We start from the raw sequence: 24,326 nt of genomic DNA, 5'->3' as shown, positions 1-24,326 counted from the left end.
CGCATGTCGGCAGAGCCTCGCCCCGCCGGAGGGTGGTGCGGCTGGGCCTTTGGCCGAAGCGGAGCCGGCGTCCGAATGTGACTGTGGCGGTATCGAATTCGGCCGACGCCGGGGCCAGACTGCTGCGTCGGAGGTGGACGTGGAGCGGTACAGGTACACGCAGAGACGGGAGCGCCCGCCCGCGTCGGCGGCGCCGCAGGGCGGCCGGCGACTGGCCGCGCCGCGGCCGATGGCCGATCGGGTCACCGGCGCGGCGATCGGCGCGGCGCTGCTGGGGGCCGGTGTCGGCCTCCTCGTCCTCGGGTTCGAGAGCTTCGCCGGTGAGGGTGACCTCGGGAGCCTGTGCTTTCCCCTGCTGCTGGGCGGCTGGCTGGCGTCGATCGCGATCGTCGCGGGGTGGGGCGGGTGGCTGGCCGCCCGCTCCAGGCGCCCGGCCCCCGCGTACGGCCTGGCGGCGTTCGTCCACCTCGTCGCGATCGTGGCCTCGCTCGCGATGGTCCCCTACGGCCATCCCGGCCGACTCCCTTAACCGGACCGTCCGCACCGTCCGCGGCACCGCCCCGCCCCGGCTCGCCGTCGTTCGCGCGGGCCGGGCGGGGCGGGGGTCAGCGACTCAGCCGTGCGTGTGCGGGGCGTGCGGAGGGGCCACCGGCGTCGGGAGGCCCGGCATCCAGCGCGCCTTGTACAGGCTGGTCTTCGCGATGCTCGTCCGGCGGTCGGGGAGATGGAACGAGAGCGTGGAGGTGCACCACTGGCAGGGGTTCTCGCTGTCGGGTGTCACCGTGAGGACCTGGCCGCTCACGGGGTCGTCACCGACGCTCTTCACCCCCGCCTCGTCGATGCCCAGCTGCCCCGCGTACGGCACGAAGGCGTTGTCAGGGACCGAGTACTGGTAGACATGGCTGTCGGTGGTGACCCACATCCGGTCCGGGGCGGCCGCGACCAGGCTCAGGTCGTGACCGCCGCTGGTGGGCAGGACGACGGTCTTCCGCACCTTCATCACGGGGGCGTTCGCGGTGCCGCCGACGTCGAGCGCGAGCAGAACCGTGTCTCCGACGGCCCACAGCAGGCTCCTGGTGCGGTCCCACTGCAGGCCGTGCGCGCCCGCGAGGTCGAACTGGGTGAAGCGGGTCGACAGGGGCGACTGGGAGGCGGTGTAGATCCGCACGAACCCCTCCGTGCTCGCGGCGACGGCCACGTTGCCCTCGGGGAGCACCTCCACGCTGTGCGCGTTCGCACCGGTGCGGCCTGCCCACTGCACCCGCCCGTCGGGGTAGGACACCATCGCGGCCAGGCCGCCGGACGCGCAGGACAGCACCCACGGCTCACCGGCCCAGAGGCGGTACTTGGCCTCGCTGACGCTGTACCAGGTGTGCTTCGGGTCAAGCCCGCTCAGCTCCGGGTGGTCAAGCGGTGACCACGACCAGGAGGCGGTGGCGGCCGCCTGCATCGGGTGGACCATGGGGCTGACGTGCTGCCAGGCCGGATTGTCGGCGTTCAGCAGCAGCACCCTCTCGCTGGCTTGGTCCGCCGCCAGGACCAGACTGCGCGGGCCGTCGGCCGGGTCCTCCGGTGCGGGGACCTGCCGGGGCCGGGGCCCGGCGAAGGCGGCCGAGCCGCACACGCCGACCAGGCCGGCCGCGGCCTTGATCACGTCACGCCGGGACGGGGCCGTGGGGCGGCGGGGCGGCACGGGGAATCCATCAGGGGGTGAGTTCATCCCTCCATGGCAATACGCAGGGGCCCGGGGAACAGGCAGTGACACGCGGTCAGAAGGGTGCGAACGGAGCGAAAACGGGATCGGGCCCGCGTCGCGTCGTGGGCGACGGTCGGCGTGTCGGGAAGGCCGATGCGGTCGTTCGCGCTCGCCGCTGCAGGGCCGCGCACGGATCTGCACAGGGGCGTCTCTGGGTGACCACCCCGTACGCCTCGGATGCTGCCGGTCCCGGTCCCGGTCCCGGTGCCGTGCCGGTTCCCGGCGTCAGGTGTCCGGCGCCCAGTACCCGGCGTCCGGCGTTCCAGGCCTGGTCGCGGGGTGATGGGCCCGGATGTCGGCCGGGACCGCCCGCCCCGGCCGTCCGCCCCGCCTGCCCGGTGGTCCGCCTCCTCCGGTCCGCCGAGCCGCGCCGGGGGGAGAGGTGGGCGGAGCATGGCTGAGCTGGACCGTTAGAATGGCGCAACGTGAGCGCCAAGCCCTTCATCCCCGATGTCCTGGCCGCCCGCTACGCCTCCGGCGAGCTCGCGCGGCTCTGGTCCCCCGAACACAAGGTCGTCCTCGAACGGCAGCTCTGGCTGGCCGTCCTGAAGGCCCAGGCCGACCTGGGGATCGAGGTGCCCGAGGGAGCCGTCGCCGACTACGAGCGCGTCGTCGACCAGGTCGACCTCCCCTCGATCGCCGCCCGTGAGCGGGTCACCCGCCACGACGTGAAGGCGCGGATCGAGGAGTTCAGCGCCCTCGCCGGGCACGAGCAGATCCACAAGGGCATGACGTCCAGGGATCTGACCGAGAACGTCGAGCAGCTGCAGATCAAGCAGTCCCTCGAGCACGTCCGCGACCGCACCGTCGCGCTGCTCACCCGCCTGGCCGCGCTCGCCGCCGAGCACGGCGAGCTGGTCATGACCGGCCGCTCCCACAACGTGGCCGCGCAGGCGACCACCCTGGGCAAGCGCTTCGCCTCCGCCGCGGACGAGCTGCTGGTGGCGTTCACCCGCCTGGAGGAGCTGATCGCGCGCTACCCGCTGCGCGGCATCAAGGGCCCGGTCGGCACCAGCCAGGACATGCTTGACCTGCTCGGCGGCGACGAGGCCAAGCTCGCCGAGCTGGAGCAGCGGGTCGCCGGCCACCTCGGCTTCGACCACGCCTTCACCAGCGTCGGTCAGGTCTATCCCCGCTCCCTCGACTACGACGTGCTCTCCGCCCTGGTCCAGCTGGCGGGCGCGCCCGGCAGCCTGGCCAAGACGATCCGCCTGATGGCCGGTATCGAGCTGGTCACCGAGGGATTCAAGGAGGGCCAGGTCGGCTCCTCCGCGATGCCGCACAAGATGAACACCCGCTCCTGCGAGCGCGTCAACGGCCTGGCCGTGATCCTGCGCGGCTACGCCTCCATGGTCTCCGAGCTGTCGGGGGACCAGTGGAACGAGGGCGACGTCTCCTGCTCGGTCGTGCGCCGCGTGGCGCTGCCGGACGCGTTCTTCGCCTTCGACGGCCTGCTGGAGACCTTCCTGACGGTGCTCGACGAGTTCGGCGCCTTCCCGGCCGTCATCGCCGCCGAGCTGGACCGCTACCTGCCGTTCCTCGGCACCACCAAGGTGCTGATGGCCTCGGTGCGGGCGGGCGTGGGCCGCGAGACGGCGCACGAGGCGATCAAGGAGCACGCGGTCGCGTCCGCGCTGGCCATGCGCCAGGGCGTCCGCGAGAACCAGCTGCTGGACCGGCTGGCGGCGGACGAGCGGATCCCGCTCGACCGGGCCGGCCTGGACGCGCTGCTCGCGGACCGGCTCTCCTTCACCGGTGCGGCGTCCGGCCAGGTGGCGCAGGTCGTCGCCCGGGTCGAGGACATCGCCGCGCGCTACCCGGAGGCGGCCAAGTACCGTCCGGGCGCCATTCTCTGACGCGCTGCGCTCCGCACCGCCTCGCACACCCGATCGCCCGCGCCGCTCCGGATTCGCTCCGGATGCCGACGCGGGCGTTCGGCGTTAGCTTCGGCTGTAGTCGCACCGCGACGGACAGTGACAGAAGCGACCAAGGAGTGCGGGCATGCCGGGCAAGTTCGAAGTGCATCAGGACAAGGCGCAGGAGTTCCGGTTCACGCTCAAGGCGGCGACCGGCGAGGTCATCGCCATGAGCGAGGTCTTCGACAGCCGTGAGGCCTGCGAGAAGAGCATCGAGTCGGTGCGCAAGCACGCCCCCTACGCGAAGCTGGTCGACTCGGCCGCCTCGAGCTGACGACGGAGGGCCTCGACGGTTCCGGTGAGCGTCCGCCCCCTGACCGGGGGCGGACGCTCACGCCGATTCGAAGGCCAGCGCGGCGGCGAGGGCGGCGAACGCGCCCGCGAAACTGCGTCGCAGCCAGGCGACCACGGAGGGACGCTCGATCACGCGGGAGCGGAACGCCGCCGCGAAACGCCCGTAGGCGGCGAAGACCACGAAGGTCATCAACATGAAGACGCCGCTCAGGGCGACCATCCGGAGCGTGGCGTCGGGCTGGTCCGTCTTCACGAACTGCGGCAGGAACGCGAAGAAGAAGATGGTCAGCTTGGGGTTGAGGATGTTGATCAGAATCCCGCGCGTGATCACCTGCAGCGCCGGCCGCGGCGTGCTGTCCTGCTCGTCCACGCTGAGTGCGCTCTTGTCGCGGAGCGTGGCCACGGCCATGTAGAGCAGGTAGGCGACGCCCGCGTACTTGAAGATCTGGAACGCCGCGGCACTCGCGTTGAGCAGGGCGGCGAGCCCGGTGATGGCCGCGACCAGGTGCGGCACGATGCCGAGCGTGCAGCCCACGGCGGCGACCAGGCTGGCGCGCGCGCCGCGCTGCAGTCCGGCGGCGACCGTGTAGAGCGCGCCGGTGCCCGGCGTCGCGACGATGACCAGTGAGGTCAGCAGGAACCCGAGACTCATGTCGTCTCCCCCCGGTGAACGAACGTCAGTTCCTGGGCCAGGCTACCCGGGACGCCGCGGGCGGGTCGCCGGTGTCCACGGACGGTGTCGACGGGCGGGTTCGCTCGCGGGTTCACGGGCGGGGCGCGGCGGTGGCGGACTGGGCCGGACGGGTGCGCGGGCCCGCGTCCGTTGGGGTGGCTCACGGGCCGGTTCGCCTGTCTGCCGCGCGTGTCTCACTGGAAGCGGAGCCGATCCGGGCGGATAATTGGATCATGACGGGACAATCCGGTGCAACGGTCAGGGTCTGGGTGAAGGCCGAGATCGGACCCCGGCACGTGGTGGCCCAGGTCCTGGACACGCTCAACAACCCCATCGGCGAGGAGTTCGTGATCGCCGAGCCGCACGACCTCTACGAGATCGCGCGGCGCTACGGCGTGCCCCTGGACAGCTTCGACTTCGAGGGTGAGAGCGCGGACATCATCGAGTCCTCCGCCCCGCCGACCGACGCGTGACCGGCTGCCCCTGCGCTCAGACCCCGAAGGCGTCCGCGTAGCGGATCGATCCGGCGGGGACCGGGCGGCCGGGATCCAGCGCGAGCGCCATCATCGCCTCGTCCGGGACCTCGAACGGCGGCTTGATGCCGTAACCCGACGCAGGGACGAAGCCGAAGCGCGAGTAGTACGCGGGATGGCCGAGGACCAGGACCAGCTGCTCGCAATCCGCCGCGGCCAGATCCAGCACGGCGCGCACCACCGTGCTCCCGCCTCCCCGCCGCTGCCACTCCGGCAGCACCGCGACCGGCGCCAGCGCGAGCGCCGGCACGCCGTCGACCTGGCAGCGGGTCAGCAGAGCGTGCGCGGCGACGGTGCCGTCGGGCGCCTCGGCGACCATGGAGAGGCCGGGCAGCCAGGCATCGGCGTCGAGGCGGAGGGCGTCGACCAGGTCCGCTTCGTTGGCCGTGGGAAACGCGGCGAGGTTCACCCGCCGGACGGCCCGGGCCTCCGAGCCGTCCGGCGCCTCGGGGCGCGCGGTCCATCGGGGCTCGGTGAAATCGGGCGTAGAGATCATTTCTGGCATGCCTCAGCGTAGCGACCTCGGAGCCGAATGCCCGCACGGCATCGCTGGGAGGTCGCACCCTGACACATCGTCGAATCACGGGCTGCGTATGCGATCAATCAGCGATTGACGCCCCGGAGTCAGGAATGATCAGCTGCTCGTCATGAGTGGCGCCGCGACGATGTCGCCCGACGGAACGGCAGCTCCCGGGACCCGGATACCAGGCTGCGGCCTGGGGCGTACTGTCCGGGCGCGCGACGCCTCCGGGGGTTGAGTCCGTGGGTCTCGTCAACGCCTTCGTCCCGATCTGGGTCCTGACCGCGGTCGGATACGCGGCGCGCCGCCGCGGACTGCTGGGCGACACCGCAGCCGCGGTGCTGGGCCGTTTCGTCTTCCATCTCGCGATGCCCGCCGCGCTCTTCCTGACCCTGTCCGCGATGCCGCTCAAGAGCTTCGACGTGCGCGCCGTCGGCGCGTTCGGCGTCAGCACGGCCGTGGCGATCGGCGTGTCCTGGCTCGGCGCAGGCCGGCTGTTCGGCCGCAAGGCGGGCGAGCGTCCGATCTGGGGCATGGCGGCCGGGTACGTCAACTCGGCGAACCTGGGCATCCCGATCGCCCAGCAGGTGCTGCACAGCGTCTCCTTCCTCGCCGAGGTCGTGCTGCTCCAGGTTCTCGTGGTGACGCCGGTCATCCTCATCGTCCTCGACCGGCACGGCGACGCGGAGGGCAGGGTGCGGGTGCGCAGGATCGCGAGCCTGCCGGTGCGCAACCCGGTGATCCTCGGCTCCGTGCTCGGCGTCATCTGGTCCGCGGGGCACCTGCCGGTGCCGCACGAGGTCTCCGGATCACTGAACCTGCTGGCCACCGCGGCCGTCCCCGTCGCCCTGATCGCGTTGGGCGCCTCCCTCCACAGCGGCGCCTCACGTCAGCAGGTCGCGCGCGCGGAGCTCGGGGCGATCACGCTCATGAAACTGGTCCTCCAGCCGGCCACGGCGCTCGCGGCGGGTCTGCTCCTGCACCTGACGCACCCCCAACTGCTCGCGGTCGTCGTCTGCGCCGGACTCCCCACCGCGCAGAACACCTTCATCTTCGCCCAGGAGTACGGCGTCGGCGAAGCCCTCGCCAACCGCGCCGTCCTCGTCACCACCACCTTCTCCCTCGCCACCCTCGCGGCCACCGCCGCGCTGATCGGCCCGAACTGAGCAGGTCGCTGTGCCTGCACCGTAGAGTTCCTTCGGCAACCGTGACGGAGAGGAGAGGGGACACCCGTGCCGCAGGACCTGTCCGGTGCACTGGCCGCGCTGCTGGACCGCTCGTTGGAACTGATCACCGACACCGCGGCCGACCCCCGCCGCTTCGACGGAGCCCTGATCCACCAGAGCGCCGATGTCTGGGACAACAACCTGCTGCCGCTGTTCCGGGTCGCTTGCACCAAGGGCGCCTGGCGCCGCGAACGCCGGGCGCGGGTCGCGTTGCGGTGGATGGGCGCGTTCGGTGCGTCCCGGCGGCAGTGGATGCTGGAGCAGGCGGCAGTCGCCGGGTACGACCTCGCGCCGCTCCTGGCGGGGCTGGGGTTCGACACGCCGCTGCCGTACCGGGACCACCTGGGCCGCGTGCACCCGGCACGCCAGGCGCTTTCGACGCAGAGCATCGCCGACGTGCGGGCCGACTACGAGCTTGAGGCGGCCGTCGTCCGCAGACTCGCGGTGAACCGGGCCGGGACCCGGATGAACGCGAGCCTGCGGTTCGCCGTTCCGCGTCGCTTCACCGCCGACGGAGAGGCGGACGAGGCGCTGCTGTCGGTGCACCTTGCGGAGGTCTCCGCAGTGCGCTTCGACTATGACGACACGCGGGGCGTGGTGCTGGGAGCGGACGGTGTCCGGTGGGGTGCCAGCGGCCGAGTGACCGCTCCCGACGCCCGACTCAGCATCGATGACCGGCAGTGGCACCTGTCGGCCGCTGGGCGACAGGTCGCGGCGACTGCACCTTCCCTGGACGACTGCCTGGCCGAGCTCAGACGGGTGCCGGAGCTGCGGGGTGTGCCGCTGCGGTGGGACGCCTACACGGCGGCCCGACTGCTGCACTGCGCCATGCTGGAGCTGCGTGCCGCCCGCCACCTCCGCGCCCCCGGAGGGACGTCGGCGGCGGAGCTGAGCCGTGTCTTCGCCGGTGCGGGTACCGAGATCATGGCAGCCGGCGCTCGCCACCGCGGCGGCGCGTTCCGCGACCTCGTCCGCTCCTGGGCAGAGCGAGGCGGTCCTGCACTCCGACCCTGGATCGCCGACACGCTGCGGACGTTCACCCACAGCGCTGATTTGGTCCCGGCAGCCGAGAGGCCTCGTGCGCCCGAGGACGACAGGCCGGACCGGGCGGTCCTGGTCTCGGCCTCCTGGGACGCTGCGTCCCACACGCGCACGTATGCTCAGCCCGCCCGGACGGCGGTGCAGTTGGCCGTCCCTCCGCTTCTCGGCGCGGCAGACTGGCGACTGCGTCGCGTCGCCCGCGACGGGTGTGCGACCTTCCACCTCCGCACCAGGGCCCTCACGGACGAGGGCCCGCTCGCGCTCGCCGACCACAGCCTGGACCTCCACGACGGCGCGCTGGTGGTCTCGTACGGAGCGGCCTGACCGGGCGGTCGCCGGGCGATGGCAGCACGTCGGAATCGCCGCACTGCGTTGCTCTGTTCGGCCGGACACCACGCGCGGCCTTCGCCACCCGGACCTAGGGTGGTCCGGGTCGGGGGGACCCTGACCAGGAAGGACGCCGACTCATGGCGCGCATCACCCGGACACGCACCGAAGACCTCTCCGTCGAGACGTACCACCTCGACCTCGACGAGGGCGAGCGACGAGCACTGCGCGCCGACCCCGGTGGCTACCTGCGCAAGCTGCTGGAGAACGAGGGGCACACCGTCAATGGCGTCCTGATCGACACGGCCTTCGGCGGTGAGGACTGTACCGACTGGGAGGTCGTCCACTTCGCCAGCGGATTCATGGCGTCGTACCACGGAGTGCGCTGCATCCTTCAGCGCTGAGCGCCTCCTGCCTGCACCCTGCTCCCCTCAGGGGGACCGCCCATGGCGGCCCGCCCGGAGGGGAGCGGTCAGAGGGAGATGAGGCTCGTCAGGGCCTCCGCGGTGGTGGGGTGGTGTTCCATCAGCAGGGCCCCTGCGGGAGCGGCCGGGGCGGCGGATGCCCAGGGCGCGTCGCAGCCGAGGAGGAGGGCCGTGGCGTTGCAGGTGGCCGGGTGGGCGGCGAGCAGTGTCGAGCCCGGGTCGTGGGCGGGTCGGGGGCGCTGTGGAGCTGGGGTGGGGGTGGGGAGGCGCCATGGGGGGACCCAGGTGTCGAGGGAGGGCAGGTGGCCGGGGAAGATCCGGCCGGCCTCGCGGACGAGGAGAGGGGCGAACTCCGCTCCGCCGGCGCGGAGGGTGGTGATCAGGGTCGGCAGCCACGGCAGCAGGACCGGGTCCGGGAGTCGGGCGAAGGCGTTCGAGATGGCCTCGACGGCGAGGTCGGTCAGCCCCGGGACCGGTTCGAGGGCGTGGACCAGGCCGGAGAGGTAGCGCGGGTAGGTGGGCAGGACGAGCGGGTTGCCGAGGAGTTCGTCGCAGCGGCCGCGCAGCTCCGCGCGGCTCAGGCGGCCGAGCTGGACCTGCGCGGCCCACAGCAGGGCGACCTTCGACGGTTCCTCGGGGTGGGCCTGCGCGACGGCGAGTTCCAGCTGGGTCCGGTCGCAGCCCAGCGACAGGGCCAGGGACTCCATGGTGAACAGGAAGCCCAGCATGGCCGCGACCTGACGCACCGTCGCGTCCTCGTCGGCGAAGGCACGGGGCAACAGCGTGCAGTAGTGCGCGTAGCCCGTCGTGACGAACGCCTCGACCCATGCGGGCAGGACCGGCGCGCTGGTGCGGTAGTACGCGAGCAGCCGGCGCACCCTGCGCAGGACCTCAGGGGCGCTGTCGACGGTGCGTTCGGTCGCCAGGACCTTCAGGGCGTGGGCCCCGAGCTCGTCGGCCAGGCGGGCGGAGCGCAGGTACAGGGTGGCGTCCTCGACCGCCTCCAGCACGGTGGCCGTGGTGGCCAGCGGGTGGTACGCCTTGCGGCGCAGCCGCTGCTCCAGGACCTGTTCGACGCTGATGCCCTCGTACCCGAGCTCGATCAGCGCGCGCTGGTGGGTGCCGAGCGCGAGGTCCCAGGACTCCTGGATCGGGCGCTGACCGAGCACCCGCTCGCCCATGATCGGGCGGGCCGCCTCCGCGGGCAGCAGGTTGCGCAGCATCCACAGCAGGTCCGAGCAGCGCTCCAGTTCGGGCCTGGAGGAGACGTCCAGCAGCGCGCGCTTCACGCCGCGCTGCTGCAGGTCCAGGCCGAGCGGGGCGAGCCGGTCGTGGACGTCGCGGGCGAGCGGCGGCAGCGCGTCGTAGCCGACGCGGCCGATCCGGTCGCCGCCCATCATGATCTCGACCAGGCGGCGGACGTCCCGGCGGCCGGGCACGCGCTCCTTCTCGATGCAGGTGACCGCCGCGTCCTGGAAGTCGTACGGGGTGGGCTTGGCGCGGTCGCGCAGATGGGCCAGGAGGATGGCGTGCTCGTAGACGGCGATCGCGTCCGCCGTGGAGGCGAGGTACCCGTTGCGCCGCGCCGCCTGGACGATGGAGACGGACCAGCCCAGCAGTTCCGCCTCGTCGAGAGTGTCCAGGACGCCGGGCCGCTGCAGGAACCCGGACAGCCGGTCCAGTTCCTTCGCCTCTGCAGCAGTGGGCGCGGCAGCTGGCGCGGCGGCCTTCGCCGTGGTCCTCCTCGTGGGCTTCCGGCCGCCACCGGCCTGGCCCTCCAGGCGGAACGGGACGACCTTGGTGCGCTTGAGGTTCTTCGCCCACTGCGTCGCGGAGATCGACACCGATCCCGGCGCGAGTCCGAACTGCGCCTCGATCGCCGTGTTGCTGGACGGGATCAGGCCGTACTGCCACTTCGTGCCGGTGCGTGCGGGGATCGTGAAGCCCCCGGCGCCGGCGAAACCGAACTCGGCGACGCGGCTCGCGGCGTGGAACGCGCCGCAGACGTAGACGGCGTCAGCCGGGTCGGTGCCGGTCGCGGCCAGATGCTCGCGCATCCGCGTCCACATGTACCGCTCGCGGTCCTCGTCCACCCGCACCCGCGACGCGTCGCCGGGGGCCAGACGCCGGAACAGGGAGCCGATCAGGAACATGACCTGGCGGTAGGCGTCGTGGCCCGCGTCCCCGAGCGGCAGCTCGACGTACTGGTGCCACCACTCCGACCAGTGCCGCACCCGGCCGTTGCGCAGCAGGTGCTCCTCGAGCTCGGCGAAGCGCGGACGCAGGTCGCCGATCTCCACGCCGACCGCGTCGCCGTGCAGACCGCTCTCCTCGGCGTCCACGTCCGCGTCCGCGTGCGCACCGGCCTGGCCCGGCTGCGTGGGGCGCTCCGGCTCCCACTGGAAGACGTGGTCGCTGGAGCGGTCGACCAGGACCAGTTCGACCCCGGGCGTGTCCAGCGCGTAGGCGATGGCCTGGTACTCGGCCGACGCCTCGGTCAGCGGGGCGATGACCGACAGCGGGGCCAGGTCGGCAGGAAAGCCCTCCAGCTCGGTCGCGAAGGCCTGGACCGCCACCGGCAGGGTGCAGTTGCGCAGCTCGGTCAGCAGCGGGGCCATGTCCTCGCACAGCTCCAGGTAGACCACCTTCGGCTGCTTCGCGCGCAGCCTGCGGGCCATGGCCGCCGCGGACGCGGGGGAGTGGTGGCAGACGGGAAAGATCTCCAGCGGCTCGCGGACGGCGCGGTCGACGTCGTCGACCATGCCGAGGAGGATTCCTTCCAGCGCGTCCGGGCCGTCGGCGAAGGTCCCTGCCGCCTCCTGGAGTTGGGCGCGCAGGGCGTCGAACACGCCCGCCTCGGGGGTCGTCACGCCAGGGCCTCCAGCGCGCTGCGACCGCCCTGCAGGAACTCGGTCCACTCCGGATGCTGCTCGGCGCGCGGGGCCACGACGCCGTGCAGGTACTTGTTGAGGATCGCGGTGTCGGACTCCCGCTGGGCCAGCGAGCCGATCAGGGAGCGGGCCAGTGTGTGGGCGGTGAGCGTCGGGTCGCCGAAGAAGGTCGTCTTGAGCACGGCGTCCTCCAGCACGCCGATCTGCTCGGCGCTGGACAGCGCGGCCTCCAGCCGGTCGTCGTCGCTCGCGGCGGCCGCGGAGGCGTCGCGCAGGTCGCTGAAGGACTGCAGCAGCACGTCCAGCAGCGTCGGCGGGACCTCCAGGTCGATCTCGTGGCGCCCCAGCAGCTCGGCGGTGCGGAAGCGGACGATCTCCGCCTCGCTCTTCCGGTTCGTGACGACGGGGATGCGCACGAAGTTGAAGCGCCGCTTCAGGGCGGAGGACAGGTCGTTGACGCCCCGGTCGCGGCTGTTCGCGGTCGCGATGATCGAGAAGCCGGGCTTGGCGAAGACCGTGCCGTCCTGGTTGAGCTCGGGCACCGAGATGTACTTCTCCGACAGGATCGAGATCAGCGCGTCCTGGACGTCGCTGGTGGCGCGGGTCAGCTCCTCGAAGCGGCCGATCGCGCCGGTCTCCATCGCGGTCATGATCGGGGAGGGGATCATCGACTCGCGCGACTGCCCGTTCGCGATCACCATCGAGACGTTCCAGGCGTACTTGATGTGGTCCTCGGTGGTCCCTGCAGTGCCCTGCACCACCAGGGTGGAGTCGCGGCAGATCGCGGCGGCCAGCAGCTCCGCGAGCCACGACTTGCCGGTGCCGGGGTCGCCGATCAGCAGCAGGCCGCGGTCGGAGGCGAGGGTGACGATGGCGCGCTCGACGATGCTCGCCTCGCCGAACCACTTCTGTTCGATCTTCCGGTCCAGGCCGTCGCCCGGCTGGGAGCCGAGAACGAAGGTGCGGATCATCTTCGGGGACAGCCGCCAGGTGAAGGGCCTGCGCCCGGTGTCGACGGACTCCAGCCAGGACAGCTCCTCGGCGTACTTGGTCTCGGCGGGTGCGCGCAGCATGTCGGACATGGGGGTGGTTGCCCTTTCCAGGTTCTAGGCGAGGAAGTTCTTGAGTTCGCTGATGAGTTTCTTGATGTGGCCGGAGAGGACCGGCGTGCCGAGGTCCTTGAACCGGTCCTTGAACCACGGGTTGACGCTGCCGCGTCCCGCGCTGGTCACCGACCCGACCGGGATGAACCGCACCCCGGAGCGGTGCAGCGCCGTCATGGACGCCAGCAGCGGCTCGCAGCGGGACTCGTAGAAGTCGCTGATCCACACCACGACGGTGTTGCGGGGATCGGTGACCATCGGCTGGACCAGGTCCATCGCGACCGTGCCGTCGGTCCCGCCGCCCAGCTGGGTGCGCAGCAGCGTTTCGAACGGGTCGCGCACCCACGGGGTCAGGTCCAGCGCCCGGGTGTCGTAGGCGACCAGATGCACCCGCACCCGCGGCAGCCCGGTGAAGATCGAGGCGAGGATGGTGCAGTTGACCATCGAGTCGACCATCGAGCCCGACTGGTCGACGACCACGATCAGATCCTGCGGCGTGGTCTTGCGGGCGGTGCGCCGGTAGTGGAGCTGGTCGACGTAGAGCCGTTCGCTCTCCGGGTCCCAGTTGGGCAGGTTCTTCCAGATCGTGCGCTTGAGGTCGAGGTTGCGGAAGGTGCGCTTCGGCGGGACGGAGCGGTCGAGCTCGCCGACGCTCGCCTTTTCGACCTGGGTGCGCAGCACCTGGGCGACCTCGTCGACGAACCTGCGGATCAGCGCCTTGGCGTTCTTCAGGGCGACGCCGTCCAGGTTGCCCTTGTCGCGCAGCAGCTGCTCGATCAGCGACATGCTCGGCGTGAGCGTCCCGGCCAGCTTGTTGTCGGCCAGCAGCTCCCGAAGCCGCATCCGGCGCACCAGGTCGGCCTCGATGCCGGCCAGTTCCGGGCCCAACTGCGGGACCAGGACGCTGAGGTCGGGGGTGCGGTGCGGGCCGCCCGTTCCGACCGGGCTGACACCCGGGCCGCCGGGGCGGGAGCCGCGCAGCTCCCCGGGCCGGCAGCCGAGCGCCCGCTCGAGCCACCCGGCGTCGGACTGCCACCGCGCCAGCTGGGCCGCGGAGACCTCGCCGCTGCCTGTCGCGAACGCGTTCAGCAGCACCTTGGACACCAGCGCGGCGCGGCGCACCTCGGCGGCCCGGTCCCGCGGGGCGTCGGGATCGGGCAGCATCACCCCGTCCAGCTCGGCCGCGAGCTGCGGGTGCCGCTGCACGATGGCGTCGATCGACGCGCCCGGGTCCAGCAGCGCGACGGGGAGGCCGAGGTCCTCCACCACGTCCAGCGACGCGGTCTCCAGCGCGGGCTGCTCCTCGCGGTCGAACAGGCGGGCCAGCATCCGCCAGTACAGGACCTGGCGGCGGTTCGCCTCCGTGTCGGGCTCGGCGTCGGCGAGCGCGAGCCCGTGCCGGGTGTCGGTGTCGGTGTCGGTGGCGTCGGTGTCGGTCCGCTCGTTCATCGGCGCAGCAGCCTTCCCGCGCGCTCGCGCAGCGTCTCGACGCTGTCGCCGGCGGCCTTCTCGGCCTTGACGGCGTTCTTGTTGCTGGTTCCGCCCGCCCAGGCGCCGGCATGGACGGCGGCGGTCTTCTTCTTCACGACCGTCTCCACCGCGAGCGGCTGCAGGCGGAAGCCGCCCGCGTCCCAGCGCAGCAGGCCGATGCACGCCGTGGACGCGGCGACGGCCTGAACCGTCAGCGGCGAGGCGGCGGGCGCCCGGTCCGCGGCCACGGTGAGCCGGTCACCGGCCAGCAGGAACACCACGCCGTCGCCGTCCTGTTCAGTGGTGTAGCCCTCGACGAGGACCGGCTCGGCGATCCTCGCCGGGTGACGGTCCAGCGGCGCGGTCGCCGCAGCCGTGGCCGCGGGGAGGGCGACGCGAGCGGCCACGAACGGGTCGGCCGGATCGCCGGTCCGGGCGTGCGCCTCGTCCCAGAGCAGATCGCCCTCGACGGTGGCCGGCATCCCGGTGAGCTCCATCGACCGGCCCTCCCCGACCGCCGCCAGCAGCGCCATGTGTGGACGCAGCAGTTGCCAGAGCCCGGCGCCGACGACCGTGTCCGGCTTCGGCGCCGACACCGAGGCGCGCACCAGCCGCGACGGCGTCCCGTCCGCGGGCTCGAACACGGCGTGCACCTGCGCCTGGACGGCCGTCGCGTGCTCGTGCACGTCGACGCCGAGGGGCAGCAGCCTCCCGGTCAGCGCCGCCGTCGGGCCGTAGCCGATCGCGCCGGGCTGGGTCAGGATCATCGCGCGGGCCCACAGGTCCGCCCAGCGGCGTGCCGGCACCTGATCGAGTGTCCGTCCCGGGCAGCAGGCGGCGAGTTCGCAGGCGAGGCCGTCGAGCAGCACCGCGAGCCGCCGCAGCGCGGGGTCCGGCAGCAGCGCGGACACGACCTGCGCCGCGTCGGCGACCAGCTCGTGGTCCAGCCCCTTCCAGCCTGCCCGGGCCAGGTCGCACAGCCAGGAACGGGCCGCGACCAGCAGGTTGTGCGGGAGTGGGGCCTGCGGTTCGAACGCCGGCGCCTGCTCGCGGGTGCGGGCGGTGGCCTCGTCCGCCCGCTGTACGAGCGCGTCGTGGACCGAACCGAGCAGCGCGGTGCGCGCGGCGGCGAGCGCGGTGAAGTGCTCCTCGCCCGCGACGCCCGCCATGGCCTTCTCGGCAGCCTCGGCGACACGGCCGGCGATCGGTGACGCGGCGACCGCGTCGGCCAGCGCGACGAGCCCTGCCGCCTGGCTCGGCTGCGGGCGCAGCAGCCCGCCGACGAGGGCCTGGTCGAACGCGTCGACAGCGGCGAGCGCCTCGTCGAGACCCGGAATCCGCTCGGACAGCAGATCGGTGCGCATCAGGCCACCGCCCCGGCGGAAGGGAACCAGTGCATCTCCGGCAACGGCGCGGTGGTCGCGGCCAGTTCGAGGTAGGCGAGGTGGCGCAGGAACCGGGAGAACACCTGCCCGGTCACGGCCTTCCCGTCCTCCGCCTGCGCCGGATGTACGGCGCTCATCGCGGCGGCGAGCTGGTGGGCGGCCGGATCCGCGTCGCTGACGTCGATCTGCAGGTAGCGGGCGACGCGCGCACCGCCGTACTGGACCACGGCCTCGTTGACCAGGGCCAGGATGTGGTTGCAGAAGCCGCCGCGCAGTCCGCCGCACGGCCGGTTGTTGTTGGTGTTGCACGAGAACCCGAATCCGGCGGCGGCCACGGACGAGACGTAGACGCGCGAGATGTCGGACCCGCTGGACACCACGCCCTGCAGGCGGCCGGCCGCCAGCTCGACGAACGGGACCTTGGCGAGCTTGCGCGGCCGCGCGGGCGGGACGACGCGGAGCATGCTCGACTCCTCCGAAAAGGGCAAGGCACAGCCTCCTTGAGGCAGGAACAGGGGAGTGTTCTCGCCGGAACGGCGGAACACCCAAGAACCTACAGACGATCACTGACAACGCCGGGTTCTCGCAGGCGGCGTCAGCTGATTGCGCCCCGTTCGTCTCCGCCCGCGCTCCGAAACTGATCGGCGTCGCCGCCCTCGACGTCGCCCGCGTGGCCGTGGCATGGATGCATGCACTCCGGGCGGCTGTCGCTTTCCGAGTCGGCGTCTCCCGCTCGCCACCGCGCCAGCCGGGCGCGACCGCGCTCCGGAAGGCGCTCTGCACCGCCGTGCGACGACGTCGCCCCGCGCCGGTCCGCCCGCTGTCGGCGGGGCCGAGGCGTCGGATCAGGCGCGGGGTGCCGGAACAGGCGAGCCCGTGCGGGGTTTGACCTCCGCCCAGATCACCTTGCCGCCGCCGCTGGTGAAGCGGGTGCCCCAGCGTTCGGCGAGTTGGGCCACCAGGAAGAGGCCGCGGCCGTTCTCGTCCTCGGTCCGGGCACGGCGCAGGCGGGGGGAGACGCTGCTGCCGTCCGCGACCTCGCAGATCAGTGTGCGGTCGCGCAGGAGGCGTAACTCGACCGGGCCGGTGGTGTGCAGGATCGCGTTGGTGACCAGTTCGCTGACCAGCAGTTGTGTCGTCTGCGTGAGTGCGGTCAGGCCCCAGCCCGTGAGGCGTTCGGCCACCTGTGCGCGCAACCCCGCCACGGCGGCGGGTTCCAGCGGGACCTCCCAGCGCGCGACCAGGTCGTCGTCCACGCCGCGGGTGCGGGCGACCAGCAGGGCGACGTCGTCGCACGGGCGTTGCGGCAGCAGGTCGGCCAGCACGGCGGTGCAGAGCGCCTCCGGAGCGCGGTCGCGTCCGGCCAGCGCGGTGGCGAGGCGCGAGAGGCCGACGTCGATGTCCTGGCCGCGGTCCTCGATCAGGCCGTCGGTGTAGAGGACGATGCGGCAGCCCTCGGGCAGGGCCAGTTCGATCGCCTCGAACGGAGTGCTGCCGAGGCCGAGCGGCGGACCGGACGGCACTTCGGGGAAGTGGACCGTGCCGTCGGGGAAGACCAGGGCGGGGGAGGGGTGCCCCGCTCCGGCCATGGTGCAGCGCCGGGTGACCGGGTCGTAGATGACGTAGAGGCAGGTCGCCCCGATGATGCCGATGCCGCCGAGCTCCCCCTCCTCCTGGTCCATGGCGTCGACGAGCGCGTCGAGATGCCCGAGCAGCTCCTCGGGCGGGAGATCGAGGGCGGAGAAGTTCCGCACCGCGGTGCGCAGTCGGCCCATGGTGGCGGCTGCGTGGATGCCGTGGCCCACGACGTCGCCGACGACCAGGGCGACCCGGGCGCCGGAGAGCGGGATGACGTCGAACCAGTCCCCGCCGACGCCCTCCTGTGCGGGCAGATAGCGGTGGGCCACCTCCACGGCGGGCAGCTCGGGGAGCGCGCGGGGCAGCAGACTGCGCTGGAGGGCGAGGGCGAGCGCGTGCTCGCGGGTGTAGCGGCGGGCGTTGTCGAGGCAGACCGCGGCCCGGTGGGCGAGCTCCTCGGCGAGGGTCAGGTCGTCCTCGTGGAACGGACCCGCCTCGTGCGACCGGTAGAAGGAGGCGACGCCGAGCACCGTCCCGCGGGCGGAGAGCGGTACGGCGATGACGGACCCCGGTCGGCCCGCGGCCGGGCCGCGCTCGTCGCCGGGCGAGAGCGAGAACGGGGCCGAGGGAGCCGGCGCCGGTCCGGCTCCGGCGGAGAGGTCCTCGTCGAGGACCGCGCGCCCGGAGCCGAGTGCGCGTGCCTGGGCGCTGCCCGGCCGGTAGGCGACCGGCGACCCGACCGCCACGGCGGGCTCGCCGCCCCTGACCGTGCGGGTCGCGGCGCGCCGCAGCGGCGGATGCTCGTCCGTCGGCGGCGGCTCCTCGCCCTCGGGCACCCACTCGGCGAGATCCACGACGGCGTACTGGGCGAACTCGGGCAGCGCGACCTCGGCCAGTTCGTCGGCCGTCTTGCCGACGTCCAGGGTGGTGCCGATCCTGACGCCCGCGTCCCAGAGCAGCGTGAGGCGGTGCCGCGCCGCGACGGCGACCTGCCCGAGGACCGAGCCGTCGCCGAGCAGGAGCCGGGCCCCTTCGCGCGGCACCGGCGCCGCCGCAGCGCCCACCGGCGGGGCCTCCTCCCGCGCGCCGGCGCGGCGGCCGCCGATCAGGCTGACCGCCGGGCCGGAGAGGAGCACCCCCGGCTCGGCGGCCGGATCGCGGTGGCGCGCCCTTCGGTCCGTGGCGCCGGCCCTGCCTGGAGTGCGACGCCTCGCGGCGTCCAGGAACGCGCGTTCGCGGCGGGAGTACTGGTCGAGCAGGCGCTGCTCGATCGCCAGCGCGGCCTCCCCGGCCAGTGCTGCCATCAGCGGGTTCGCGTCGTGCTGTCGGCTGGTCAGGTCGACGACGCCGCGGATCGTGCCGAGCAGCGGATCCCGGACGGGGGCGCCCGCGCAGGCGGAGGGGCGGTAGGCCTCGGCGAAGTGCTCGCTGCCGACGACGACGCCGGGTCTGCCCTCGGCCAGGGCCGTGCCGATGCCGTTCGTGCCCGCCTCGTGCTCCGCCCAGACGAAGCCCGGCGCGAGCCTGATCGCGTCGAGGTGCCGGTTCAGGCCCGGCTCGCCCGCCCGACGGAGCATCACCCTCGCGCGGGCGTCGGTCAGCAGCACGCTCACCCGAGAGCCCGCCAGCTGCTCGTGCAGCCGGTCGAGGACGGGCAGCGAGGCCAGCAGCAGCCGTTCCTCGCTGTCGAGATCCGGGTCGTAGGAGAGCTCCGTCCGCTCCACGGACAGCCCCGTCGCCCGGCAGCGCTCCCAGGACGCCACGATCCGGCCGCGGACCTCGGCCGCCGACACGCCCTCGGCGAGGAACCGGCCGCGCGCCTCGGCCGATCTCCGGTCCGACTCCCAGGGGGCCCTGGGCACACCCGCCGGGCCCGGCGTACGGGACTCGGGCGAACTGGCCGAACTGCCCATGACGGCACCCTCCCCGCGCCGGGCCTCGGCCCGGTCCAGGCGATGTGTCGAGCCGTGTGCCGACTCCCGCTCGACGCTAGCCGCGTGCCGTAGAAGTCGGAGCAAGTCACCTGACAACCACTCGTTGGAGTGACTTGCGGCGGATTCCCGCCCGCAGCGGCAAGGTGGCGCGAATACTGACCGCGGCTCTTGTCGGTCGCCGTGGAGACGTCGTTAATGGATGAGTGAGGACGACGGACAAAGGAGCGACGACGGGCGGCACCACGAACGGCGCAGCGGGCGGCGCGGCGGAGCCGGGTGAACTGACGGACGGTCGGGCCCCGGCGGCGGGAGGCCTGCGCGAGCGGCGGGCCGAGCTGGAGCGCGAGTGGGCCCGCTGGGCGCCGGGGCCCGCCGGGCGGGCCGCGTTGCGCAGTGAGGTCGCCGAGTCCTGGGCGCGCAGCGGAGCCAGCGTCGACCGGTCCTGTGCGGAGGCCCCCGTCGGCGACGCGGACGCGGCGCGGTCGAGGTGGGCGCATTCCCGCCTGCGCGGGCCGGTGAACGCCGTGGCGGAGGAGCTGCGGCGGATCGCGGACGACGCGGGCTTCGTCGCCGCGGTGACGGACGAGTCCGGCATGATCCTGTGGACCTGCGGCGGTCCGGCGATGCGTCGGCAGGCCGAGCGGGTCAACTTCGCTCCCGGCGGCCGCTGGGACGAGCAGGCCATGGGCACCAACGCGCTCTCGCTGGCGCTGCTGCGCGGCCAGGCGTCGACGGTGTTCTCCGCCGAGCACTACCTCTCGGCGCTGCACGGCTGGGTCTGCTACTGCGCGCCGATCCGCGACCGCGCGGGACGCGTCCTTGGCGTGCTCGACCTCTCCACCAGCTGGGACCGCTCGCACCCGCTGGCCCTGTCGACGGTCCGGCTGCTGGCGGCGGGCATCGAGGAGCGGCTGCGCGAGGGCCGCGACGACGGTGCCTTCGCGCCGATCGGTCGGACGGAGGCGCCGTCGGGATCCGGATCCCCGGCCTCGGCCGGGCCCGCCGACGAGCTGCGGCTGACGGTCCTCGGCGACGCCCCCGGTCTGCACCGGGACGGGAGGGAGCTCCCGCTGCGGCCCCGTCAGTTGGAGATCCTCACGCTTCTCGCCCTGGAGCCCGAGGGGTTCACCCCCGAACGCCTGCACGACGCGCTCTACGGCGACCGCTCCGTCTCCGGTTCCACCTTCAAGGCGGAGGTCTCCCACCTGCGCACAGCTCTGGGCGGCGGGATCGCGACGCGTCGGTACGCGCTCACGCGGCCGCTGCGGTGCGACGCCGCCGAGGTCCACGCCGCGCTGCAGCGCGGTGACACCGCGGCGGCGGCCGCCGCGTACAGCGGCCCGCTGCTGCCCAGGTCGGAGGCGCCGGGCGTGGTCGAGTGGCGGGAACACCTGGAGGTGGCCCTGCGCGAGGCGGCGCTGGCCGCCGTCGATCCCACCCCGGCGCTGGCGCTCGGCCGCCACGCCCGCTACGACATCGCCCTGCACCGCCACGCCCTGGACCGACTCGACCCCCACGACGCCCGCCGCGGTATCGCCGCGGCTCGGCTGCGTGCGGCGATGTCGTGACGGGTGATCGGCGGTGGTTCGTCCCTCGGCCGCGGCCGAAGCCCGTGCCGACTCGGTGGCGGCAGCGGCTCGCTCCGCTCCCGGAGCGGGCAGTCCCTGTCTCCGGGGCCCATCGGCCGGCCCTCGACGAGGACGCGGCAGGTGCGTGCCGTACGGCCGTGCCGGCGCTCAACGGGGGGTGCGGTGGAGGGTGACGAGGAGTTGCCAGACCTGGTCGGCGATTTGGGGTGGGGTGGCGTCGATGAGGCCGTGGAGCCAGTCGGCGAGGACGCCCGCGAAGGTCGCGGCGACGGCGGAGGCGATCAGGTCCGGGTCGGGGGCTCCGACCAGGGCGCGCTCGGCTCGGCTGCGGGCCCGCAGGTCGCGGTGGAGCACGTGGCCCAGCGGACCGCCGCCGCCCGGACGCAGCAGCTCCCGGTAGAGCTCGGCGTGCGGGGTGAGCGACGTGAAGAACGCCGTCAGCGCGGGCGGTGCGCTGACCGGGTCGGGCGTGCCGCGCCAGGCGTGCAGCGCGTCGACGGCCTCGCGCACCACGTCGGCGCAGGCGTCGACGGCCAGCGCCTCCAGGCCGCTGTAGTGGACGTAGAAGGTCGCCCTGGCGACCCCCGCCCGGCGCACCAGGGCGGCCACGCCCACCTCGGCCAGCGGACGCTCGGCGCACTCGTCGAGCAGGGCCCGGCGCAGCTTCTCCCTGGTGCGGGCCGCCCGAGGGTCGCCCTCGTCCGCCGTCACCGGGCCAGCAGGACGGCGGCCAGGGCGAGGCCGCCCGGCAGCGCCTGCGCCAGCAGGATCCGGCGGTTGGCGGTCGCACCGCCGTAGAGCCCGGCGACGAGCACGCAGGAGGTGAAGAAGACCCGCGCGGCGAAGCCGGTCGGGTCGCTCGCGATCAGGCCCCAGATCAGTCCTGCTGCCAGGAACCCGTTGTAGAGGCCCTGGTTGGCGGCGAGCGGCGCCGTCGTCCTGGCCAGCGCGGCGTCGAATCCGGAGAGCTCACGGCCGGGCTTCTTCTCCCAGAGGAACATCTCCAGCACCAGGATGTAGACGTGCAGGGCGGCCACCAGGCCGACCAGGACGTTCGCCACGGTGTTCATCGTCGCTCCGCAGTCGTCGGTATCGGATTTCATGGACAGGTGTCCAGCATACATGGACACCTGTCCATGAAATCTCAGATCGGCAGCCCCACGTAGTTCTCGGCCAGCTCGGCGGCCGCGTGCCGGGACCGGGAGATCCGATCCAGCTGCGACTCCTGGAGGCGGGTCTCGAACGCGGACTGTCCGGGATCGGTGTGGAGGGTCGTCGTCATGAAGTACGAGAAGTGCTCCGCCCGCCACACCCGCCGCAGGCAGGTGTCGGAGTAGCCGTCCAGCAGTTCGGTGGAACCCGTCTCCCGCAGCCGCGTGAAGGCGCGGGCGAGCACGACGACGTCGGCGGCGGCGAGATTGAGGCCCTTCGCACCCGTCGGCGGGACGATGTGGGCGGCGTCCCCGGCCAGCAGCACCCGGCCGTGGCGCATCGGCTCGGTGACCGAACTGCGCATCGGAAGCACCGACTTGGCTGTCACCGGGCCGCGGTTCATCGGCCGGCCGAGCCGCAGGTCGAGCTCGTCCCAGATCCGCTCGTCCGGCCAGTCGGCGGCGTCCGCGCCGTTCGGGACCTGGAGGTAGAGGCGGCTGACGGTGGGCGAGCGCATGCTGGCGAGCGCGAAGCCGCGCTCGGAGTGGGCGTAGATCAGCTCGTCGTAGCAGGGCGGCGCGTCCGCGAGGATGCCGAGCCAGGAGTAGGGGTAGGTCCGCTCGTAGGTCTGCCGCAACCCCTCCGGCACGGCGTCGCGCGCCACGCCGTGGAAGCCGTCGCAGCCCACCACGTAGTCGCAGCTCAGCGTCTGCGCGCGGCCCTCGTGCGTGTAGTGCAGGGTGGGTCGGTCGGTCTCGGCGCCCTCGACGCGGTGGACCTCCGCCTCGAAGAGCAACGGCCCGCCCTCCGCGAGCTGCAGCGCGACCAGGTCCTTCACGACCTCGGTCTGGGCGTAGACCATGACGCTTCGGCCGCCCGCCAGGGCGGGGAAGTCGACGCGATGGCTGCGCCCGTCGAAGCGCAGCTCGATGCCGTCGTGGACCAGCCCCTCGCGGTCCATCCGGGCCCCCGCGCCGGCCGCCCGCAACGCGTCCACGGTGGCCTGTTCGAGGATCCCGGCGCGCTGCCGCTCCTCGACGTAGGTGCGGCTTCTGCTCTCCAGCACGACGCTGTCGACGCCCGCCAGGTGGAGCAGCCGCGCGAGAAGCAGCCCGGCGGGCCCGCCGCCGATGATGCCGACGGTGGTGTGCATCAGGACTCCTTCCCGGCTGTGCCGGTCCCGGTCGTCGTGGTCTCGGTGAGGACGCGGTTCGCAACCGCGAAGGCCGCGTTCGCGGCGGGCACGCCGCAGTACACGGCGCACTGCAGCAGGACCTCGCCGATCTCCTCCGGCGTCAGCCCGTTGCGCAGGGCGGCGCGCACGTGCATCGCCAGCTCCTCGTGGTGCCCCCCGGCGACCAGCGCGGTGAGGGTGACGCAACTGCGGGTGCGCCGGTCCAGGCCGGGACGGGTCCAGATCTCGCCCCAGGCGTAGCGGGTGATGAACTCCTGGAACGGCGCGGTGAACGCCGTCGTCGCGGCGGTGGCCCGGTCGACGTGGGCGTCGCCGAGGACGGCGCGGCGCACCGCCGTGCCCTCGCCCGCGCCGCCTCCGGCCCGCAGGTGGCCGAGCAGCGCGGCCGTCACCTGCTCGGGCTGCTCGACGCCGGCCAGATGCGCGGCCCCGGGGAGCTCCACGAGTGTCGCGCCGGGGATGCCGTCGGCGAGCTCGCGGGCGTGGACGGGTGGCGTGGCCCGGTCCTGGCGCCCGGCGACGACCAGGGTGGGCGCGCCGATCCGGTGCAGTTCGGCGCGCAGGTCGAAGGCGGCGAGCGCGTCGCAGCAGGCGGCGTACCCGGCGGGGTCGGCCGCGCGCTGGTCCTCGACCAGCGCGGCGCCGCCGGCGAAGCCGGGCGTGAACCAGCGCTCGCGGGCACTCGCGGCAAGCTGCTCGGTGCCTTCGCGGCGGACCAGGGCCGCGCGCTCCCGCCAGCCGGAGGGATCGCCGAACCTGGCGGAGGAGCAGATCAGCGCGAGCGCGTCGATCCGCTCGGGGTGGTGCACGGCCAGCCAGCTGCCGACCGCGCCGCCCAGCGAGATGCCCGCATACGCGAAGCGGTCGACGCCGAGCGCGTCGGCGAGGTCCAGCACGAGCCGGCCGAGGTCGGCGACGGTCGCGCCCTCGGCCGGGAGCAGCGAGGCGGGGGAGCCGCCGTGGCCCGGCAGGTCCCAGCGGACAACCCGGTGACGCCGCGTCAGCGCAGGCAGGTGCGGCTCCCAGACGGCCAGGGAGGTCCCGAGCGAGGGACCGAGGATCAGCGGCGGCGCCTGCGGGGGGCCGTCGACGCGGTGGTGCGGTACGGGGCGGTGCATCGGATCTCCGGTGGTCACGGGTCTCGCGGGGCTGGCAGGTCTCACAGGGCTGCCGGGGCATACGGGGTTGGCGTGGCTCATTGGTCTCACCGGGTTCACCGGGTTCACCGGGTTCACCGGGTTCACCGGGGTCGCGGGTCTGGCCGAGCTGACGGGTTCGCCGGGCTCACAGGGCTCACCGCACTCACGGGTCTCACGGA

21 protein-coding genes are annotated in these 24,326 nt (G+C 73.3%); 8 read left to right on the top strand and 13 right to left on the bottom strand.

The window, feature by feature from the left end; genetic code table 11:
• The first annotated feature begins 139 nt into the window (after positions 1-139).
• Complete coding sequence (locus tag BS83_RS13835) at positions 140-529, top strand: hypothetical protein (protein ID WP_037604192.1); 390 nt, start codon at positions 140-142, stop codon at positions 527-529.
• An 84-nt stretch (positions 530-613) separates the two neighbouring features.
• Here BS83_RS13835 and BS83_RS13830 read toward each other — a convergent pair whose 3' ends face one another.
• Positions 614-1,693 carry a DUF6528 family protein gene (locus BS83_RS13830; protein WP_051943025.1) on the bottom strand — a complete coding sequence of 360 codons (1,080 nt, stop codon included), beginning with the start codon at positions 1,691-1,693 and terminating at the stop codon, positions 614-616.
• Positions 1,694-2,181: 488 nt separating this feature from the next.
• Here BS83_RS13830 and purB point away from each other — a divergent pair, with 488 nt between their 5' ends.
• Together purB and BS83_RS13820 are read left to right on the top strand one after the other, a co-directional pair.
• Entirely contained in the window at positions 2,182-3,612 is a 1,431-nt protein-coding gene (purB, locus tag BS83_RS13825) for an adenylosuccinate lyase (RefSeq protein WP_037604191.1), read from the top strand.
• Positions 3,613-3,757: 145 nt separating this feature from the next.
• Positions 3,758-3,946 (top strand): YegP family protein, encoded by a 189-nt coding sequence (locus tag BS83_RS13820; RefSeq protein ID WP_037604190.1) that lies wholly within the window; start codon positions 3,758-3,760, stop codon positions 3,944-3,946.
• 57 nt (positions 3,947-4,003) lie between these two features.
• Here BS83_RS13820 and BS83_RS13815 read toward each other — a convergent pair whose 3' ends face one another.
• On the bottom strand, positions 4,004-4,618 hold the full coding sequence (locus BS83_RS13815) for a LysE family translocator (RefSeq protein ID WP_037604189.1): 615 nt from the start codon (positions 4,616-4,618) through the stop codon (positions 4,004-4,006).
• A 254-nt stretch (positions 4,619-4,872) separates the two neighbouring features.
• On the opposite strand from BS83_RS13815, the gene BS83_RS13810 reads away from it, so the two are divergent.
• Positions 4,873-5,112 (top strand): hypothetical protein, encoded by a 240-nt coding sequence (locus BS83_RS13810; RefSeq protein ID WP_157597173.1) that lies wholly within the window; start codon positions 4,873-4,875, stop codon positions 5,110-5,112.
• Between the two features lie 16 nt (positions 5,113-5,128).
• Here BS83_RS13810 and BS83_RS13805 read toward each other — a convergent pair whose 3' ends face one another.
• Positions 5,129-5,668, bottom strand: coding sequence for a GNAT family N-acetyltransferase (locus BS83_RS13805; RefSeq protein WP_037604187.1), 540 nt, complete (start codon positions 5,666-5,668; stop codon positions 5,129-5,131).
• A gap of 266 nt (positions 5,669-5,934) precedes the next feature.
• Here BS83_RS13805 and BS83_RS13800 point away from each other — a divergent pair, with 266 nt between their 5' ends.
• The 3 genes from BS83_RS13800 (at position 5,935) to BS83_RS13790 (ending at position 8,690) form a co-directional block, all read left to right on the top strand.
• Positions 5,935-6,858 (top strand): AEC family transporter, encoded by a 924-nt coding sequence (locus BS83_RS13800; RefSeq protein WP_037604186.1) that lies wholly within the window; start codon positions 5,935-5,937, stop codon positions 6,856-6,858.
• A gap of 66 nt (positions 6,859-6,924) precedes the next feature.
• Entirely contained in the window at positions 6,925-8,283 is a 1,359-nt protein-coding gene (locus BS83_RS13795; protein ID WP_037604185.1) for a hypothetical protein, read from the top strand.
• A gap of 143 nt (positions 8,284-8,426) precedes the next feature.
• Complete coding sequence (locus BS83_RS13790) at positions 8,427-8,690, top strand: hypothetical protein (RefSeq protein WP_037604184.1); 264 nt, start codon at positions 8,427-8,429, stop codon at positions 8,688-8,690.
• Positions 8,691-8,758: 68 nt separating this feature from the next.
• Here BS83_RS13790 and BS83_RS13785 read toward each other — a convergent pair whose 3' ends face one another.
• The 6 genes from BS83_RS13785 to BS83_RS13760 all read right to left on the bottom strand — a co-directional run bounded on the left by BS83_RS13785 (position 8,759) and on the right by BS83_RS13760 (position 19,051).
• Positions 8,759-11,581 (bottom strand): DUF5682 family protein, encoded by a 2,823-nt coding sequence (locus BS83_RS13785; RefSeq protein WP_037604183.1) that lies wholly within the window; start codon positions 11,579-11,581, stop codon positions 8,759-8,761.
• Positions 11,578-12,684: an ATP-binding protein gene (locus tag BS83_RS13780; RefSeq protein ID WP_037604182.1), complete on the bottom strand. Its 1,107-nt coding sequence runs from the start codon at positions 12,682-12,684 to the stop codon at positions 11,578-11,580. Before BS83_RS13780 ends, BS83_RS13785 begins: the two co-directional genes overlap by 4 nt.
• A gap of 24 nt (positions 12,685-12,708) precedes the next feature.
• The gene (locus BS83_RS13775; protein WP_232248696.1) at positions 12,709-14,034 is read right to left on the bottom strand and encodes a VWA domain-containing protein; all 1,326 of its coding nucleotides are present in this window, start codon (positions 14,032-14,034) and stop codon (positions 12,709-12,711) included.
• Between the two features lie 116 nt (positions 14,035-14,150).
• Positions 14,151-15,539 carry a hypothetical protein gene (locus tag BS83_RS13770; RefSeq protein ID WP_037604180.1) on the bottom strand — a complete coding sequence of 463 codons (1,389 nt, stop codon included), beginning with the start codon at positions 15,537-15,539 and terminating at the stop codon, positions 14,151-14,153.
• On the bottom strand, positions 15,539-16,024 hold the full coding sequence (locus BS83_RS13765) for a hypothetical protein (protein ID WP_037604179.1): 486 nt from the start codon (positions 16,022-16,024) through the stop codon (positions 15,539-15,541). Before BS83_RS13765 ends, BS83_RS13770 begins: the two co-directional genes overlap by 1 nt.
• 381 nt (positions 16,025-16,405) lie before the next feature.
• Entirely contained in the window at positions 16,406-19,051 is a 2,646-nt protein-coding gene (locus tag BS83_RS13760) for a SpoIIE family protein phosphatase (protein ID WP_084713457.1), read from the bottom strand.
• Positions 19,052-19,275: 224 nt separating this feature from the next.
• Between BS83_RS13760 and BS83_RS13755 the strand changes: the two genes are divergently transcribed.
• Positions 19,276-20,640, top strand: coding sequence for a GAF domain-containing protein (locus tag BS83_RS13755; protein WP_232248278.1), 1,365 nt, complete (start codon positions 19,276-19,278; stop codon positions 20,638-20,640).
• 168 nt (positions 20,641-20,808) lie between these two features.
• On the opposite strand, the gene BS83_RS13750 is transcribed toward BS83_RS13755, so the two are convergent.
• From BS83_RS13750 to pcaDC, 4 genes are all read right to left on the bottom strand, one after another.
• On the bottom strand, positions 20,809-21,372 hold the full coding sequence (locus tag BS83_RS13750; protein ID WP_037604178.1) for a TetR/AcrR family transcriptional regulator: 564 nt from the start codon (positions 21,370-21,372) through the stop codon (positions 20,809-20,811).
• Positions 21,369-21,731: a DUF1304 domain-containing protein gene (locus BS83_RS13745; protein WP_037604177.1), complete on the bottom strand. Its 363-nt coding sequence runs from the start codon at positions 21,729-21,731 to the stop codon at positions 21,369-21,371. Before BS83_RS13745 ends, BS83_RS13750 begins: the two co-directional genes overlap by 4 nt.
• A 74-nt stretch (positions 21,732-21,805) precedes the next feature.
• Positions 21,806-22,966, bottom strand: a complete 1,161-nt coding sequence (locus BS83_RS13740) for a 4-hydroxybenzoate 3-monooxygenase (protein ID WP_037604176.1) — start codon at positions 22,964-22,966, stop codon at positions 21,806-21,808.
• Positions 22,966-24,126, bottom strand: coding sequence for a bifunctional 3-oxoadipate enol-lactonase/4-carboxymuconolactone decarboxylase PcaDC (gene pcaDC, locus BS83_RS13735; protein ID WP_037604175.1), 1,161 nt, complete (start codon positions 24,124-24,126; stop codon positions 22,966-22,968). Before pcaDC ends, BS83_RS13740 begins: the two co-directional genes overlap by 1 nt.
• Positions 24,127-24,326: the final 200 nt, after the last annotated feature.

It is taken from the genome of Streptacidiphilus rugosus AM-16, assembly GCF_000744655.1.
In the GTDB taxonomy this organism is placed as follows: Bacteria; Actinomycetota; Actinomycetes; order Streptomycetales; family Streptomycetaceae; genus Streptacidiphilus; species Streptacidiphilus rugosus.
The sequence above is the reverse complement of the archived record's forward strand: the minus strand, read 5'-3'. Positions and strand labels throughout refer to the sequence as shown.

What these genes read in the sequence shown, in the direction of transcription:
- BS83_RS13820 (WP_037604190.1), top strand. Translation starts at nt 3,758, where the DNA reads ATGCCGGGCAAGTTCGAAGTGCATCAGGACAAGGCGCAGGAGTTCCGG.
- BS83_RS13815 (WP_037604189.1), bottom strand. Translation starts at nt 4,618, where the DNA reads ATGAGTCTCGGGTTCCTGCTGACCTCACTGGTCATCGTCGCGACGCCG.
- BS83_RS13810 (WP_157597173.1), top strand. Translation starts at nt 4,873, where the DNA reads ATGACGGGACAATCCGGTGCAACGGTCAGGGTCTGGGTGAAGGCCGAG.
- BS83_RS13805 (WP_037604187.1), bottom strand. Translation starts at nt 5,668, where the DNA reads ATGATCTCTACGCCCGATTTCACCGAGCCCCGATGGACCGCGCGCCCC.
- BS83_RS13790 (WP_037604184.1), top strand. Translation starts at nt 8,427, where the DNA reads ATGGCGCGCATCACCCGGACACGCACCGAAGACCTCTCCGTCGAGACG.
- BS83_RS13780 (WP_037604182.1), bottom strand. Translation starts at nt 12,684, where the DNA reads ATGTCCGACATGCTGCGCGCACCCGCCGAGACCAAGTACGCCGAGGAG.
- BS83_RS13775 (WP_232248696.1), bottom strand. Translation starts at nt 14,034, where the DNA reads ATGCTGGCCCGCCTGTTCGACCGCGAGGAGCAGCCCGCGCTGGAGACC.
- BS83_RS13770 (WP_037604180.1), bottom strand. Translation starts at nt 15,539, where the DNA reads ATGCGCACCGATCTGCTGTCCGAGCGGATTCCGGGTCTCGACGAGGCG.
- BS83_RS13765 (WP_037604179.1), bottom strand. Translation starts at nt 16,024, where the DNA reads ATGCTCCGCGTCGTCCCGCCCGCGCGGCCGCGCAAGCTCGCCAAGGTC.
- BS83_RS13760 (WP_084713457.1), bottom strand. Translation starts at nt 19,051, where the DNA reads ATGGGCAGTTCGGCCAGTTCGCCCGAGTCCCGTACGCCGGGCCCGGCG.
- BS83_RS13745 (WP_037604177.1), bottom strand. Translation starts at nt 21,731, where the DNA reads ATGAACACCGTGGCGAACGTCCTGGTCGGCCTGGTGGCCGCCCTGCAC.
- BS83_RS13740 (WP_037604176.1), bottom strand. Translation starts at nt 22,966, where the DNA reads ATGCACACCACCGTCGGCATCATCGGCGGCGGGCCCGCCGGGCTGCTT.
- pcaDC (WP_037604175.1), bottom strand. Translation starts at nt 24,126, where the DNA reads ATGCACCGCCCCGTACCGCACCACCGCGTCGACGGCCCCCCGCAGGCG.